The following is a 14,514-nucleotide window of genomic DNA, read 5'->3' on the forward strand; positions in this document are numbered from 1 at the left end:
GTTAATTTACCGTGAGCGTCTTCCCGGTTATCGAAAAGCGCTTACCGCTCAAATCGCTCAACGTGGCACATACCGTTCCCAGTGTTGCGCTCCGTTTGATTCCCCCGTGGTACCGTTTATTCCCCAATTCAGCCGCCTTCACTTCCACCCCGTACCACCTCGCCAGTTCATCCAAGATTTCGGGCATGGTCTTCCGATCGAAATAAAAATACCCATCTTTCCAGGCCAACGCTTCCTCGATATCTGCCGGCTCTACCCGTAGTTTTTCTCCATTGCCCAATACCGCTTGGCCGGGCGTGATTACCTGCTCCTGCCTGCCATTACTTACGCGTATTTTGCCTTCGGTGAGGATGGTCTTTGTCTGTCCAGACTGGTTGTGGGTATTGATATTAAAGGCAGTACCCAGGGCCTGCACCTGCATATCGCCCACGGTAACGATAAACGGTCGCCTGCTATCCTTCGCCACTTCGAAATACACCTCTCCATCTACCTTCACCGTTCTTTCCGAGGCACCGAAAACTGCAGGATAGACCATGTGGGAGTTAGCATTGAGCCATACCCGGGTCCCGTCGGAAAGCTCCACCTGGTATGTGCCTCCTACCGGCACAGTGATTTGGTGATATTGTGGTGCTGCTGAGGCATCGACATCCCCTTGGGAGCGGTAGGACACCCGGTCGCCCTGAATATCCAGCACCGACTGTGCATCCGCCAGCCGCATTGCCAGGTCATCTCCCAGTACCAGGTCTTCGCCGTCGGCCAATGTCAGGATGGCCTTGTTGCCGCCCGGGAGCACGTCGTTGGCATGGCCATAGCGGTTGTCGGGTACGGTGTTCGTTTCCGCCCGATCAGGCGGCAATAACCACCATGTGGTAATGGCTAGCAGCAATACGGCAGCAGCCATCCCAATCCATTTGGCATACCCTTTTTTCCTCTTGGCCAGCTTACGGAGTACGTTTTCCCAGTCGGACTCCTTGTCAATCTTATCCAGCTCGGCTAACCGTTCGGTGATCGCTCTTTCATCGCTGTATTCCACCAGCAACTGGCGGATATCTTCATGTGTTACAGCCATTTGTTCCAGCTTGGCCAAATCGGCTTCGCTGAGCGTACCTTGTATATACCCTGAGATGAGTCTTGCTACTTCAAAATGTTCTTGCTCCATGCCAAATAGCCGTGTTTATAAGCTAAGGAACATGAACATCAAAAATGGGTGAAAGAAAATGAAATTTTTATTGCATAAGCCATCCGGCATACCCGGGCCCAACCCTGTGGCAAGGTTTCAAGAGCAGCGTTGAGCTCACCGAGGATTTAATAGCGTATTATAAGTCAGATAAAGGTGTACGAAAAAAGCCATCCGATAGGGGATGGCTCAATATCAATACGCGACAGCCTCGACTTCGCTATTTCTTCTTATTGGCTAAATCAGCGCGGACTTTCTTGACGAAGGGCTCCCGCACTACGGCTAACGACGCAATCTTGGCATCATCAAACTCCGTATTCTGAATTAGGTTTTTAACAAATTCATAGCTTTTAACTTCGGCACCTTTTTCAATGCCTTTTTCAATGCCTTTTTCAATGCCTTTTTCAATGCCTTGACGTTCAGCCCTTTCCAGTAAATACTCCTTTGTTCCCATAGCTTCGGTGCTCCTTCCTTCTAGTTCTGCTGTTTCTTCTTCAAAGATAGCGAATTGATTCGAATCTTTCCCCTTTCCCTTTCTGCGACTGAACTTCCACATGCGTGAGCACAAATTGCTCGCCACCATCTTTCAGGAATACCTTCACCAGTTTATCGACGTAGCGCACGCCCCTATTACTACTATTGCGGTGCTCGGGGAAGAGTTCGTCCAGTTCCTTATCCAAATAGACAAAATCTTTGCTGAAATCGAATATTTCCGATGCATTCGGGAAGAAGAATCTCAGGAAATAACGGAATACGTGTTCCAGCACGGCTTTCCATAGGCGGTCATCCTGTTTCGGCGGTTTGCTGTTTGGTCTGTTACTTTCCATAGCGTAGATGTATGGCAAATACAAAAAGCCAGACACATTTACTAATTTTTTTATCTGAAACATGGGCTGGATTATCGCCCCGAGATTAAATATTTTTAAATGTCGCTTACATCCTTAATGATGCTTACTATCACGATCAACCATCAGTTCTTCATACGCTTCAGTGAGCAATTGGGTTAACCTTTTATCCTGATTGCTCATTTTGGATTTCAGCGATTCGTAGGTCAACAAAGCGACTGCTGAAAGTAGGATGATAGTTTTATTCATATTTTTACCTACTAAATCAAAAACGGCTTGAAATAGCAAATTGTGCCGCCTTCATGACTAAGGAACATGAACATCAAAAATGGGTGAAAGAAAATGAAATTTTTATTGCATCAGCAACGCTACAAGCAGCAGGAATGACTGGGGGGAAAGTTTGCTTTTGAGCAGAAAAACAGCCCGTTGCTTCTGGGTTTTGATGGTATTGATGCTGACTTCCAGTAGATCGGCGATTTCCTGATTCTTCTTGCCTTCGAAATAAGCCATCCGGCATACTTGGGCGCAACCCTGGGGCAGGGTTTCGAGTGCAGCATACAATTCGCCGAGGATTTCGGCATGAATCATGGCGTGGGTGATTTTTTCCTCTTCTGCTTCTTCCCGCAAGTGCTGGCCGTGGATACGGTCTGCGATATGCCGGTGCCTGACCCGATTGAGGGCCGCATGCTTCACGGTGCTGTAAAGGTAGCTTTTGATGCTGTTTGCTTCCAGTCCGATGCGTTCCCGGTTTTCCATCAAAACCACGAATGCGTCCTGTACCAGATCCCTGGCGGATTCACGGCATGCCACGATGCGATAGGCAAACTCGCACAGCCGCACATAATAGCGTTCAAATAGTTCCTTTACCAAGTCCGTACGTTGGTTCATGATCGTTGTGTTACCGCCTCACCAATTGAATATCGTTTATAATGAATGGTTAGACAACCTGTTAGGTTGTATTGGAAGCAATGTTAAAAGAATAACTTTGTATTAACAACTATTTTACAAACGCAAACGGTTGCGTTATTTTGAGAGTGTTAAGCCATCAGATACGGACATCTTGGTCAGTTCGCCTTCGATCTCTGCTTTGATTTTGTTTTTCAATCGTTTGTTGGTACCGAAATCAATGGCCGCCAAAGGATTATAATAATCCAGTACATTGATATAAAAAAAATCAGCTGCCACCAAAACCGTAATGCGGTGGGAACTGCCGAAAAAACGCTTACCGAAGAAATACCGATAGCAATTCTCGGTGCTGTCTTGCTCAAGTCTCCAATTATAAGATAGTGCTAGTTTATCAAGCAACGCTTTTTTCTTCATCTCATCAATACTGGATGGTATTACCGTCCATTCGGCAAGCTTTTTCCACTTAACGATGGCATAAACACCCAATATCAGCATGAAAAGAGCGAGTATATAGATGGCTATCTCCGGCATCACATCTCCTGAGATAGCTTTCTTTTCATACCAATCGGTATATACCAACAGGTAAAGAAAAGTCAAGGACGCTGAGAAAAGAAGGGCCAGATAAGCCCATCGCAGTATCCTTTCGGCTGGCGTCAAGAGCAGCCGGTTACGCGCTATTGCTTTATCCATCTCCATGGAGAAGCCCTCTATCTTTCTTCGGCAACCCCGCCACCACCAGGTCATAGCTATGGTCTATCAAACTAAGCAACGCGGGGTCATCCAGTTCTCCATTGCATACCACCTCATTCCAGTGGCGTTTGTTCATGTGGTAAGCGCCTTTCACACTATGGGGATGCCGCTCACGGAGCTCCAATGCATATTCGGGATCACATTTGGCGCTGAATGACAAGGGTTGGCTGTCCAGGCCGGTAAGCAGGAACATCTTGCCAGCCACCTTGAACACTAAGGCATCCGGTCCGAAGGGGCAGCTTTCGGTCACGCCGGGTTTACCAAGGCAATAGTCTCGCAGTTGTTCGATGTTCATGAGGTAAAAATAAGCAATTTGTTTTGTTATACCTCCTTCCTGCCATATCCCTGTGATATCCTACCATACTTCGGTAAAAACACCAAAAGACGGCGTTTTAACGGATAACTACCGGGAAAGTATAGGGTAAAAAGGGCATTCGGATAGGCGCTGGGTAGGACTAGGCAGGAACATGGGAAAAGGTAACCCGAGTCTGGAGGTCAGCAACAAATGACACATTGTCATAGTGCCGTCACGGGTAAATGACGTATTTCCCGCTATCGCAGGATAATTGGCATCCCAAAAGCGATTGGCACAAGGCTTGTACATTCATGAGAGCAAACGATTTATCATCAACGTAGCATAAGGAATAAACGATATGGCAAAAATTATTGGAATTGACTTAGGAACTACCAACTCTTGCGTAGCTGTGATGGAGGGTAATGAGCCGGTAGTCATTACAAACAATGAAGGGAAACGGACCACTCCCTCAATTGTGGCTTTTGTGGAGAATGGTGAACGCAAGGTGGGTGACCCTGCTAAGCGCCAAGCCATCACAAACCCCCAGAAGACCGTATACTCCATCAAGCGGTTTATGGGTACCACCTATGACGAAGCCCGGAAAGAGGTTGAACGTGTACCCTATACGGTAGTAAAGGGCGACAACAACACCCCACGCGTAGAAATAGACGACCGGAAATACACGCCGCAGGAAATCTCTGCGATGATCTTGCAGAAGATGAAAAAGACTGCTGAAGATTTCCTCGGTCATGAGGTATCGGAGGCCGTTATTACGGTGCCCGCTTACTTCAATGACGCTCAGCGTCAAGCCACCAAGGAAGCTGGTGAAATTGCAGGGTTGAATGTAAAGCGCATCATCAACGAACCGACTGCCGCGGCGCTGGCTTACGGATTGGACAAAGCCAACAGGGACATGAAGATCGCCGTGTTTGACTGCGGTGGCGGTACGCACGACGTGTCGGTATTGGAGCTGGGAGATGGCGTATTCGAAGTGAAATCGACAGACGGCGATACGCACCTGGGCGGTGACGACTTTGACCAGGTTATTATCGACTGGTTGAATGACGAGTTTAAGAACGACAACAACGGTTTCGACCTGGGCAAGGATCCGATGGCATTGCAACGGCTGAAAGAAGCTGCTGAAAAAGCCAAGATCGAGCTCTCGAGCTCGTCTTCTACTGAAATCAACTTGCCGTATATCACGGCAGACCAAACCGGTCCGAAACACTTGGTACGCACACTGAGCCGTGCTAAATTCGAGCAACTGGCCGACAGCCTGATCAAGCGCACCATCGAGCCTTGCAAATCGGCCTTGAAGAATGCGGGATACTCCGCATCGGATATCGATGAAATCATCCTGGTGGGCGGTTCTACCCGTATCCCGGCGATCCAAGAGGCGGTCAAGAAATTCTTCGGCAAGGAGCCTTCGAAGGGCGTAAACCCAGATGAGGTGGTTGCCTTGGGCGCCGCTATACAAGGTGGTGTATTAACCGGCGAAGTGAAAGATGTATTGCTCCTGGACGTGACCCCGCTTTCATTGGGTATCGAAACCATGGGCGGCGTGATGACCAAGCTGATCGAATCGAATACGACCATCCCGACCAAGAAATCGGAGGTGTTCTCTACCGCTTCGGACAATCAGCCTTCGGTAGAAATCCACATCCTGCAAGGTGAGCGGCCGATGGCTGCGCAAAACCGCACAATCGGACGTTTCCACCTGGATGGCCTTCCGCCCGCACCGCGTGGTGTGCCGCAAATCGAAGTAACGTTCGACATCGACGCCAACGGCATCCTGCACGTATCGGCAAAAGACAAGGCTACCGGTAAAGAGCAAAAGATACGCATCGAAGCCTCCTCCGGCCTCACCGATGACGAGATCAAAAAGATGAAGCAAGAGGCAGAAGCCAACGCTGAAACCGACAAAAAGGCGAAGGAAGAAATAGACAAGCTGAATGCGGCAGATGCATTGATCTTCTCTACCGAAAAGCAGCTGAAGGAATACGGCGACAAAATCGGCGGCGACAAAAAGGCCCCGATCGAAGACAGCTTGAAGAAATTGAAAGACGCCTATGCGGCTAAGGATTTCGCGGCCATCGATGCGGCACAAGCCGAACTGCAAAACGCTTGGAACGTGGCTTCCGAAGACATGTACAAAGCATCTCAAGAAGCGGCTGGACAGGCTGGAGGTGATGCCGGTCAATCGGCCAACACCGGAGACGATGTGACCGACGTGGAGTATGAGGAAGTGAAAGACAACGATAAGAAATAGTTGACACCGTGCAGCAATAAAAAACCTCGTGGATTCATTCCACGAGGTTTTTTAATTTAGCGGCAATGCCTTTAAAACAATTTCTCCGGATACACCCCGTCATTGACCAACCGGGCGATGTTATCCTGCACGATGGGTTTGTCATCCGGATAAGTGACCCCAAACCATTTCTGCGACGTCGGGATGACCTTAAACGTGGCCTTGCCTGCCTTGATCAGCTCATCAGCGACCTTAGGGATCAGGAATTCCGATTTCGGATTAGCTTCATTGGCGGGTACGAACGCCTTGAACAGTTCTTCGCTGATCTTGAAAATAGCAGGCGTGAACCCCCAAAAGTTCATCGACACGCGGCTGCTGCTTGGCAGCTCCGTTTCTACGCCATCTTCCTCGAAGAAAATGCGCTTCTCGCCATCTACCTCCTTGAAATACACCTTCAGCCGTTCGTTGATTTCGGTCATGTTGCCGTTTTCGTCTACCTTGCATACACCCCGGGATACCGATCCGTGTTCGGAGAGCGTCTTGTCTATCTGGTAACCCATCAGTGAAAACTGATCGTCTGTCACCTCTTCATTCAGGAATTCGGCCATTTTCTCGAAGGCTTCGGCCCCGTAGAAGTCATCCGCGTTGATCACGCAAAACGGCTCATTTACCTGATGACGAGCCGACAGCACCGCATGAGCTGTACCCCAGGGTTTCGAGCGTTCAATCTGTTTGTCGATACCAAAGGGACTGAGGTCATAACTTTGGTACACATAGTCCGTCTCGATCTTGCCAGCCAACTTGGGCTCAAAAATCGTTTTGAACTTGTCTGCGAACTCTTCCCGGATGATGAAGCTCACCTTGCCAAATCCGGCGCGGATCGCATCATAGATGGAATAATCGATAATGGTTTCTCCATTTGGTCCGAAGGGATCAATCTGTTTCATACTTCCGTATCGGCTGGCCATCCCCGCCGCGAGAATCAATAAAGTGGGTTTGCTCATTACTGAAATTTATAGTTATTGAAATAAAAACGTGTTCACTGATGCCAAATTAATGCCAAAGATATGACGTTCATGTTACCTCAACGTTTTCTCTTGAACATCTAAACTTCTCGATAAATTGAGCCTTCTGATCCATAAATGCGGTTAAACTACATACTTCCAGCGGGAATTGCAAATGGCGATCGCTATATTTCCTTAAAAGGCCTTGTCTTCAACATCCCACCACAAGCGAGTGCCCCCGTTATCAGGTCCCCCAAGCATCTCCACGGCAGCGGCGACCGCCGTACTATTACTGTTATATTCACGCTGCGGATAAGGCATTCTTCGTACACCGGGAATGGTGGGTATCACGCCGCCACTGTAATTGACCACCACCGGGAATAGTATTGGATAACCCGTCCTGCGGTATTCGGCCCATGCTTCATCCCCATCCGGGAAGATAGCGATCCATTTCTGCGTGATGATGCGTTCGAGTTTCTGATCATTAGCAGCGGCGTCATCCCATTTGATCGTAATCGTACTGAGGTAGGGGGATCCTGCAGCCACATTATTTTCACCGGGATTCAGGGCTTTAGGATCTACATACGGCATGGGCTTGCTAGCCGCGTCAGCCTTATAGGCTGCCGCTTGGGCGCTGATGCCATACATCTCGAATGACTTATCAATACCTTTTTCATAGTTGGCTTTCGCATCACCGGCATTAGCCCATCCGCGCAGAGCGGCTTCGGCCCTCAGGAACCAGCTTTCGGGCGCCACCATCAGCTGCATACGCTGCGGCTGGGGCACCAACCTGGAATAGTTGTCATAACGGCTCTTCGCATCGATATTGACGCCCGACCGGATACCCTTGTACTGGCCGTTTACCGCGGGATCCACCGCCGGGAGGAACCATTTGCCCAATCGGGGGTCGTGATATCCACCAAGGACGGATTCCACAGGTGCACCCATCCGCGTATCGCTCCACGAGCTGGTGATGATGTTAAGCGGGTGGTCGGCATTAAGCCGGATCAGGCAATTGTCGGCCACCTCTTCGAGCAATCCGCCACTGGCAGGGTCAAGTGCTTTTTCGCCTTGCAGCTGCGCGACTTCCGGCGCGACAAAAGCCAAGCGGAGGGCCATGCGCAGGCGCAGCGTATTGGCAAATTTCAACCACCGCGCATAATTATCACCGGTATAGGCCAGGTCAGACTTGCTCATGGCCGATGACGTCGGTTCTCCTTGTTTACTACTGAGGATATTACATGCCGTATCGAGGTCCATGAAAAAATTATTGTACAGTTCGGGCATCGGATCGTAAGCGATAGCCCCACTTTCGTCGGGCTGATTATAGCGGCTGTAGATCAGCGGTCCAACCTTATCGCTGGTACGGTGCATGGCAGCCACCTTCAGCACCAATGAAAAGGCGAAGATGTCTTGCAACTGTTCATTTTGACGCGTTAGCTCGATCACCCGGTGCAGCGGATTCATCGCCTTGATGTATCGATCTGACCAGATCGCCTGATACCAGCCTTCGACCAAGCTGTAAGTCAGGTTGTTTGCGTTGCCCACGAATGGCGCTTGGGCACCGAAATAGCCGCTATACACATCGCTGCATAGGTTGTTGGCCAGCTGGTATTCGCCCACGTCTTCGGGTATGATATCGCGCTGCGCCTGAGACAAGAACGACGCGATCAGTGCATAGTCGCCATTGGCCTCTTCATCGGTTACCCCGACCGGACTGGTATTTAAATCCATAAAGTTTTTTGTGCAGCCCAACGCTGTCAGCAAGACCGGAAGCAGCAACAGTAACCGTCCGGATTTTTTGATGTTGATATGAGATGTCATGATGCTTAGCAATTAAAAGGATACCTTTAGATTCAAACCATAGCTGCGGGTGGTTGGAAGGCCGAAAATATCATAGCCCTGTCCGCCTACCCCTGTCGTCGTATTCAATTCGGGATCGTAGGGTGCATCATTCCTGAAGAAAAACAGGTTCCGGCCGGTGAGACTGATGCTCGCCTGTTGAATACCCGACCATCGGATCGGCAGCTTATAACTGAGCGACACTTCGCGCAGGCGGATATTCGTGGCATCGTAAATTTGCCCCTCGATGATACCATCGCGGTTGCCAATGGCACCGTAGTAGGCCTGTGCCGGCAGCAACCCGGACCATGGCGTTCCGTCTGCCTTCACCGCAGGGACATCCACGCCATCGTTATCACGTGCCTGGGCACTCTCCAGGCTTGTTCCGAAGGAATTCAGGTAACCCTGTGTAATGCTGATCACCTGCCCGCCGAAGCGCCCGTCGATCGTCATGCTTAGGCCAAAATCGCCATAACTAAACGTGTTGTTCCACCCGATAAGGGATTTGGGATTGTTGTTGCCGATATATCCATCCGGTCCGCCCTGCGGGCGCCCTTCATCATCGACCACAATGACGCCGTTTTCATCCCGGAGGAAGGTCTTGGCCCAAAAATCCCCAAAAGACCCTCCGAGGCGCAGCACATTGAAATTCCCGCCGATGGCATAACGATCGCCCAGATTAGGGGCCAATTCGAGTATTTTGTTGCGATTGAGGGTAAAGTTGACGCCCGTATTCCAGGTAAATTTATCCGATTTGGCCACATCCACACCGAGGGCCGCTTCGATCCCCTTATTCTCCACATTTCCGGCATTCAGGAATACGGTGGTAAACACCACGCCTACCGGACCTTGGTAGGAGAAATACTGGTCTTTGGTGTTCGTTTTATAGAGTGCCACATCGAGGTTCACCCGGTCGTCCCAAAAACGGCCTTCATAGCCCAATTCGTAGCTGCGGCTTATTTCCGGTTTCAGTGGCAGCCCCATGTAAGAGCCAGAGACATTGGAAGTGAGCGTCCCCGTACTCAGCGTATTGGTAGGCATGGTGGCATATACAGCCACGTCGTTGCCCACCTCGGCCAACGAAAACCGAAGCTTACTGTACGTAATAAAAGAAGGGAGATCCATCAACTCCGACAGGATGGTGGTGAGTCCTGCCGACCAGTAGAAATAACCCTGTTCTTCCTGCGGCGTATTGGCCAATGTGGAAGCCCAGTCGTTTCTTGCCGTTACGTCAAGGTACACCTTTTCCTGATAACCGAGATTGGCTGACGCGAACAGCGACTGGATCTGGCGAGTTGTTGCCGTTTCATTCAGCACATTCATGGGCGCATTGCGGTAGATATTGCTCAGCAAAAAGATATTCGCGATGGCCAGTTTTCGCTGGTCAAGGTTCCATCCGCTTTCGCGGACATCATTGATGGAAGCGCCCGCCGTAAAATTCAAATCCCATTGATCCGCAAATTGCTTATTGCCGGAAAACAGCACATCGCCATAAAGTGCCGTGCTTTCATTGTTGTCTAACTGAAACCGCCCATTATCGGCGAGCACCCCATCGATAACCTCACCAGATAGTACCCCTTGGGTACCGGCGTAGGTCCGGCGCTCCCAATGATCCCAGCGTTTATTGAGGGTACCCCGCGCACTTACCGTCAGCCAGTCCGTCAGGCTCAAGCGCAATTGCGCCTGTCCGATCACATTGTCGCGATCCTGATCGGTGGGGTTCCGGTGCAAAATCCAATAGGGATTTTGCTGGTGATGCGTTCCGGTCAGGCCGGCATCCGCGTTGATGTTCCACCAATTCTGCAGGTTCAGGTTACGCGCTTCCGAATAATATTCAAATGCGTTATACTGATCAAAATCCTGACCACGGGGGAACATATACAACCCGCTAAGCGGACCGAAGTACAAGCCCGATGCGGGGCGGTTGTGTATCTGCTGGCGGGAGTACATCAGGCTCCCATCAAAAGAAAGCCTATTGTCAAAGAAGTTGGTAGAGTTGCGGAAAGTAGCCGTATGCTGGCCGAACGTATTGGTAGGCAAGATGCCCTTATTAGTGGTATTGCCATAGGAGAAGTAATTCTGTATCCGTTCAGTACCGCCGCTGAAACTCACTGAATTGATAAAGGTCGTACCGGTATTGAGAAACCCGTCCACCGGGTCAGAAAATGTCCCCGGCGCTCCCCAGCTTTCCTCACTATCGGGCGTTGACTGCCCGTAACTGTATTGCAATTCCGGCAAATAAAAGGCTTGGTCCATCGTCACGCCGCTGGATATGTCGATGCGTGTGCGCCCGGCAGCGCCTTTCTTGGTGGTGATCATGATGGCTCCGTTGGCGCCCTGGCTGCCATATAGCGCCGAGGCAGAAGCCCCTTTCAACACGTTGATGCTGGCGATATCGTCAGCATTCAGGGTACTGAGGATATCCCCTCTATCGGTACCCCCACCAAACGGGCCTTCGGAGCCACTACCCGCCGTGTTGGTGATGGGCAAACCGTCTATTACGTATAACGGTTGGTTGTTGCGGTTGGACTTAAATCCGCGGAGAATGATATTGACCGATCCGCCAATACCCGAGGAGCTCCGGTTGATCTGCAGACCCGACACCTTGCCCGTCAGGTTATTCATCGGGTTGGCATCTTTCACCCGCGTGATCTCATCACCCTTCACCACTTGGGTGGAGTACGTGAGGCTCTTGGATTTGCGCTCGATACCGAGGGCCGTCACCACTACTTCCTGCAGCTCATCCGCGCTGGCCGACAACTGCACTACGACATCGTTGTCATCCGCCCCTACTGTTTGGCTCGCATTGCCGTAGCCCACAGAAGTCACCAAGAGCGTCGCCCCCGTTGCTGGTATTTCCAGCGTGAAACTGCCATCATCTCCACTGGATGTAGTCTGTTGCCCGCCTTCCAGACGAATGGTGGCTCCAGCAATGGGTGCGTTAGTGGTTCCATCGACCACCCGACCCTTAATCGGCCGTAGCTGCGCCGATACCAACGGCACGATCAGCAACCACAGCATGAAAAAGCATAAGGTTCTTTTCATCATGTTACATTTGATTTGTTAATACCAGAATTTCCGCTGCTATCAAGATTCAAGTAGGCCGTCAAAACGTTTTAGCTTTACTGGGCGGTAAACGCCAAACGATGTTGTGTGTTCATGTCCTACATGCTCTCAGGCAGGAAGCGATTCGATGTCACGAAAATAATACTATTATTAAAAAAACAATAATATTTCTGCTTTTTTTAATAAAATTTTTCAATAAATCAGCAAATTACTTAAATCGTAACAACAATAAGGTCTATTTTATGGGAAAATTGAATGGATTATCCTTTAGTGCGTGATTTTTTGATTATTCTTAGCACTTTTATTCAGCTAATAGAATATATTAGGGAATGTAAAGGTATAATTTGGGTCGATATCTAATCCACTATCGGGTAGTCGGGTCATGCACTTTCAGCACACCGCCGGTATCGATGCTCATCTCGTCGATGAAAACCATCCGATCATCGCCTGTCTTTTTGGTGCGCCCATGGTATACGCACAGCATGCGGCCATCCGGCAGGAACACCACGCTGTTGTGGCCGGTGCCCGTCACCTCTCCTCCGTTTGCTGTATTTTTCTCCAGCACCGGATTGTTTGCCGCCTTGGTGTATGGCCCAAGGGGATCCTTGGCAGTGGCATAACCCACGGCATAGTTCTCCCCAGCGAAATGATTCGCCGAATACATCATGTAATACGTGTCGCCGTGCTTGAAGGTAAACGAACCTTCCGTCCAGCGTCGATTGACCTCCTGGCTGGTGACCGATCGGCTTTCCCACTCCGCCTGGGCGTCGTCCATCGTGACGGGCGGACGCAACAGCAAGACCGGTTCACCGATGGTTCCCGAAAAATCCGGCTTTAGCTCCACCCCATACACCCAGCTTTCCTCGATTTCGTCAAACCACCCCTTCTGCCGCGCCCAATTAGCCACCTCACTCTCCACGGCGTGCTTGTAGCAGCAGCGGGAATAGTAGAGGTACACACGGCCATCTTCTGCAAAATAGACATTCGCATCGATAATGGGATATCCAGGATCGAAGAGCGGACCATCGTGCAAATCACGGAATGGACCCGTAGGCTTGTCGGACACCGCTACGCCAATGCGAAAATTTTCCAATTCCTTACCCGGATTGTCTTTCCATTGCGCGCTGTAGAACATAAAAAACTTACCGTTATGCGCATACACTTCAGGTGCCCAGTATGCTCCACCCCATGCGGCCGTGGAATCACTCCAGCCATTTTCGTTGCTGGCACGATAAACCTGGCCTTCGTTCTTCCAGTTCGCCAGATCGGTAGCGGAATATGCCGCAAAACCGTTCTTGGCTCCGCCGCCGGTGCCGTACATATAGTACCGTTCAGTGGCCTCATCATAGATGACATAAGGGTCGCCAAAAGCGACACTAAGGGGATTGCTATGTTTCAACTCCTGCGCGATGGCAGCTGCCAAGGACAGTTGAATGAAGACCAAGGTTAGTAATAAACTCCGTTTCATACGCGGTACTTGATTATTCCGATGCCTTGACATGATGAAGTAAAATATGGAAGCCCGGCGCGGCCATCGCCCCGTGATCAAAACCATCCAGCTCGTAGAGGTAGGTCTTTTTGTGGCCGGCTACCTTCATCATCCGGTAGAAATAGGCCGTTTCTTCATACCTGCCCAGCATTTCCTGTTCGCGATCGCCCGACACGAGCACCAGCATAGGCGCGTCAGCGCGGACATGATACAGCGGTGCATACTCATCCACGATGGGTTGCGTATCTTTAATGCCCCGCTCAGCGCGAATGGTCATGTGCGTGATCGCATGCCCGCTGAAATCGATGATGCCCGCTACCTGGTCGGCATCCACATCATATCGCTGCAACCACGATTTATCCAACCCGACCATGGCGATCAGGTACCCGCCTGCCGAATGCCCGGCGATGTAGATTTTGCTGGGATCGCCCCCGTACTCACTGATGTGTTTGAATACCCAGGCAATCGCAGCCGCGGCGTCGTCTATATATGCCGGGTTTTTGACTTTCGGACTCAGCCGGTAGTTGACTCCCACCACGGCGATGCCCTGCTTTTGCAGTTCCGCAGGTATGAATTTCTCCCCGCCCGTGATGCCTCCACCGTGGAACCACACCACTGTAGGGAAATCCTTGCTGTTGTTCGGGTAATATACATCCAGCACACAGCGTTCGCGGATGTAGGCGTCCGTACTGTCGGGCCGGTAATTGATGTTTTCCTTGGTTTGGTAGGTGGAGGATGTATTGGCATCTTGTCCTAATGCAGTACCCGTTAATCCGACTATCAAAAAAGCCATCGACAGCCAGAAAGCTTTTATACTCACCTCTATTTTGTGCATGCAACTTGAGAAATTGATAATCGAAACGAAGATAGGAAATTATTACTATCTTTGTAT

Annotated in this window: 12 protein-coding genes; 1 reads left to right on the forward strand and 11 read right to left on the reverse strand. The window is 50.3% G+C overall.

Features of this window, described 5'->3' with window-relative positions; translation table 11 throughout:
• Position 1: 1 nt before the first annotated feature.
• The 6 genes from ACMGDE_RS00890 to ACMGDE_RS00915 form a co-directional block, all read right to left on the reverse strand.
• Positions 2–1,159, reverse strand: a complete 1,158-nt coding sequence (locus tag ACMGDE_RS00890; RefSeq protein WP_436830859.1) for a FecR family protein — start codon at positions 1,157–1,159, stop codon at positions 2–4.
• Positions 1,160–1,397: 238 nt separating this feature from the next.
• Positions 1,398–1,733: a hypothetical protein gene (locus ACMGDE_RS00895; RefSeq protein WP_436830860.1), complete on the reverse strand. Its 336-nt coding sequence runs from the start codon at positions 1,731–1,733 to the stop codon at positions 1,398–1,400.
• A complete protein-coding gene (locus ACMGDE_RS00900; RefSeq protein ID WP_436830861.1) occupies positions 1,672–2,004 on the reverse strand; it encodes an RpnC/YadD family protein in 333 nt (110 codons plus the stop codon). Before ACMGDE_RS00900 ends, ACMGDE_RS00895 begins: the two co-directional genes overlap by 62 nt.
• Positions 2,005–2,373: 369 nt before the next feature.
• Positions 2,374–2,910, reverse strand: coding sequence for an RNA polymerase sigma-70 factor (locus tag ACMGDE_RS00905; protein ID WP_436830862.1), 537 nt, complete (start codon positions 2,908–2,910; stop codon positions 2,374–2,376).
• A 135-nt stretch (positions 2,911–3,045) separates the two neighbouring features.
• Entirely contained in the window at positions 3,046–3,624 is a 579-nt protein-coding gene (locus ACMGDE_RS00910) for a hypothetical protein (protein ID WP_436830863.1), read from the reverse strand.
• On the reverse strand, positions 3,611–3,973 hold the full coding sequence (locus ACMGDE_RS00915) for an MmcQ/YjbR family DNA-binding protein (RefSeq protein ID WP_436830864.1): 363 nt from the start codon (positions 3,971–3,973) through the stop codon (positions 3,611–3,613). Before ACMGDE_RS00915 ends, ACMGDE_RS00910 begins: the two co-directional genes overlap by 14 nt.
• Positions 3,974–4,331: 358 nt before the next feature.
• On the opposite strand from ACMGDE_RS00915, the gene dnaK reads away from it, so the two are divergent.
• Positions 4,332–6,242, forward strand: coding sequence for a molecular chaperone DnaK (gene dnaK / locus ACMGDE_RS00920; RefSeq protein WP_436830865.1), 1,911 nt, complete (start codon positions 4,332–4,334; stop codon positions 6,240–6,242).
• Positions 6,243–6,313: 71 nt separating this feature from the next.
• Here the strand turns inward: dnaK and ACMGDE_RS00925 are convergent, their stop codons facing one another.
• From ACMGDE_RS00925 to ACMGDE_RS00945, 5 genes are all read right to left on the reverse strand, one after another.
• Positions 6,314–7,225, reverse strand: a complete 912-nt coding sequence (locus tag ACMGDE_RS00925; protein ID WP_436830866.1) for a nucleotidyltransferase family protein — start codon at positions 7,223–7,225, stop codon at positions 6,314–6,316.
• 195 nt (positions 7,226–7,420) lie between these two features.
• Positions 7,421–9,049, reverse strand: coding sequence for a SusD/RagB family nutrient-binding outer membrane lipoprotein (locus tag ACMGDE_RS00930; RefSeq protein ID WP_436830867.1), 1,629 nt, complete (start codon positions 9,047–9,049; stop codon positions 7,421–7,423).
• A gap of 12 nt (positions 9,050–9,061) precedes the next feature.
• A complete protein-coding gene (locus tag ACMGDE_RS00935; protein WP_436830868.1) occupies positions 9,062–12,112 on the reverse strand; it encodes a SusC/RagA family TonB-linked outer membrane protein in 3,051 nt (1,016 codons plus the stop codon).
• Between the two features lie 385 nt (positions 12,113–12,497).
• Entirely contained in the window at positions 12,498–13,601 is a 1,104-nt protein-coding gene (locus tag ACMGDE_RS00940; RefSeq protein WP_436830869.1) for a glycoside hydrolase family 43 protein, read from the reverse strand.
• A gap of 13 nt (positions 13,602–13,614) precedes the next feature.
• A complete protein-coding gene (locus ACMGDE_RS00945; RefSeq protein ID WP_436830870.1) occupies positions 13,615–14,457 on the reverse strand; it encodes an alpha/beta hydrolase in 843 nt (280 codons plus the stop codon).
• Between the last annotated feature and the right edge of the window lie 57 nt (positions 14,458–14,514).

Origin of the sequence: Parapedobacter brassicae, from assembly GCF_051400755.1 — a bacterium.
In the GTDB taxonomy this organism is placed as follows: domain Bacteria; phylum Bacteroidota; class Bacteroidia; order Sphingobacteriales; family Sphingobacteriaceae; genus Parapedobacter.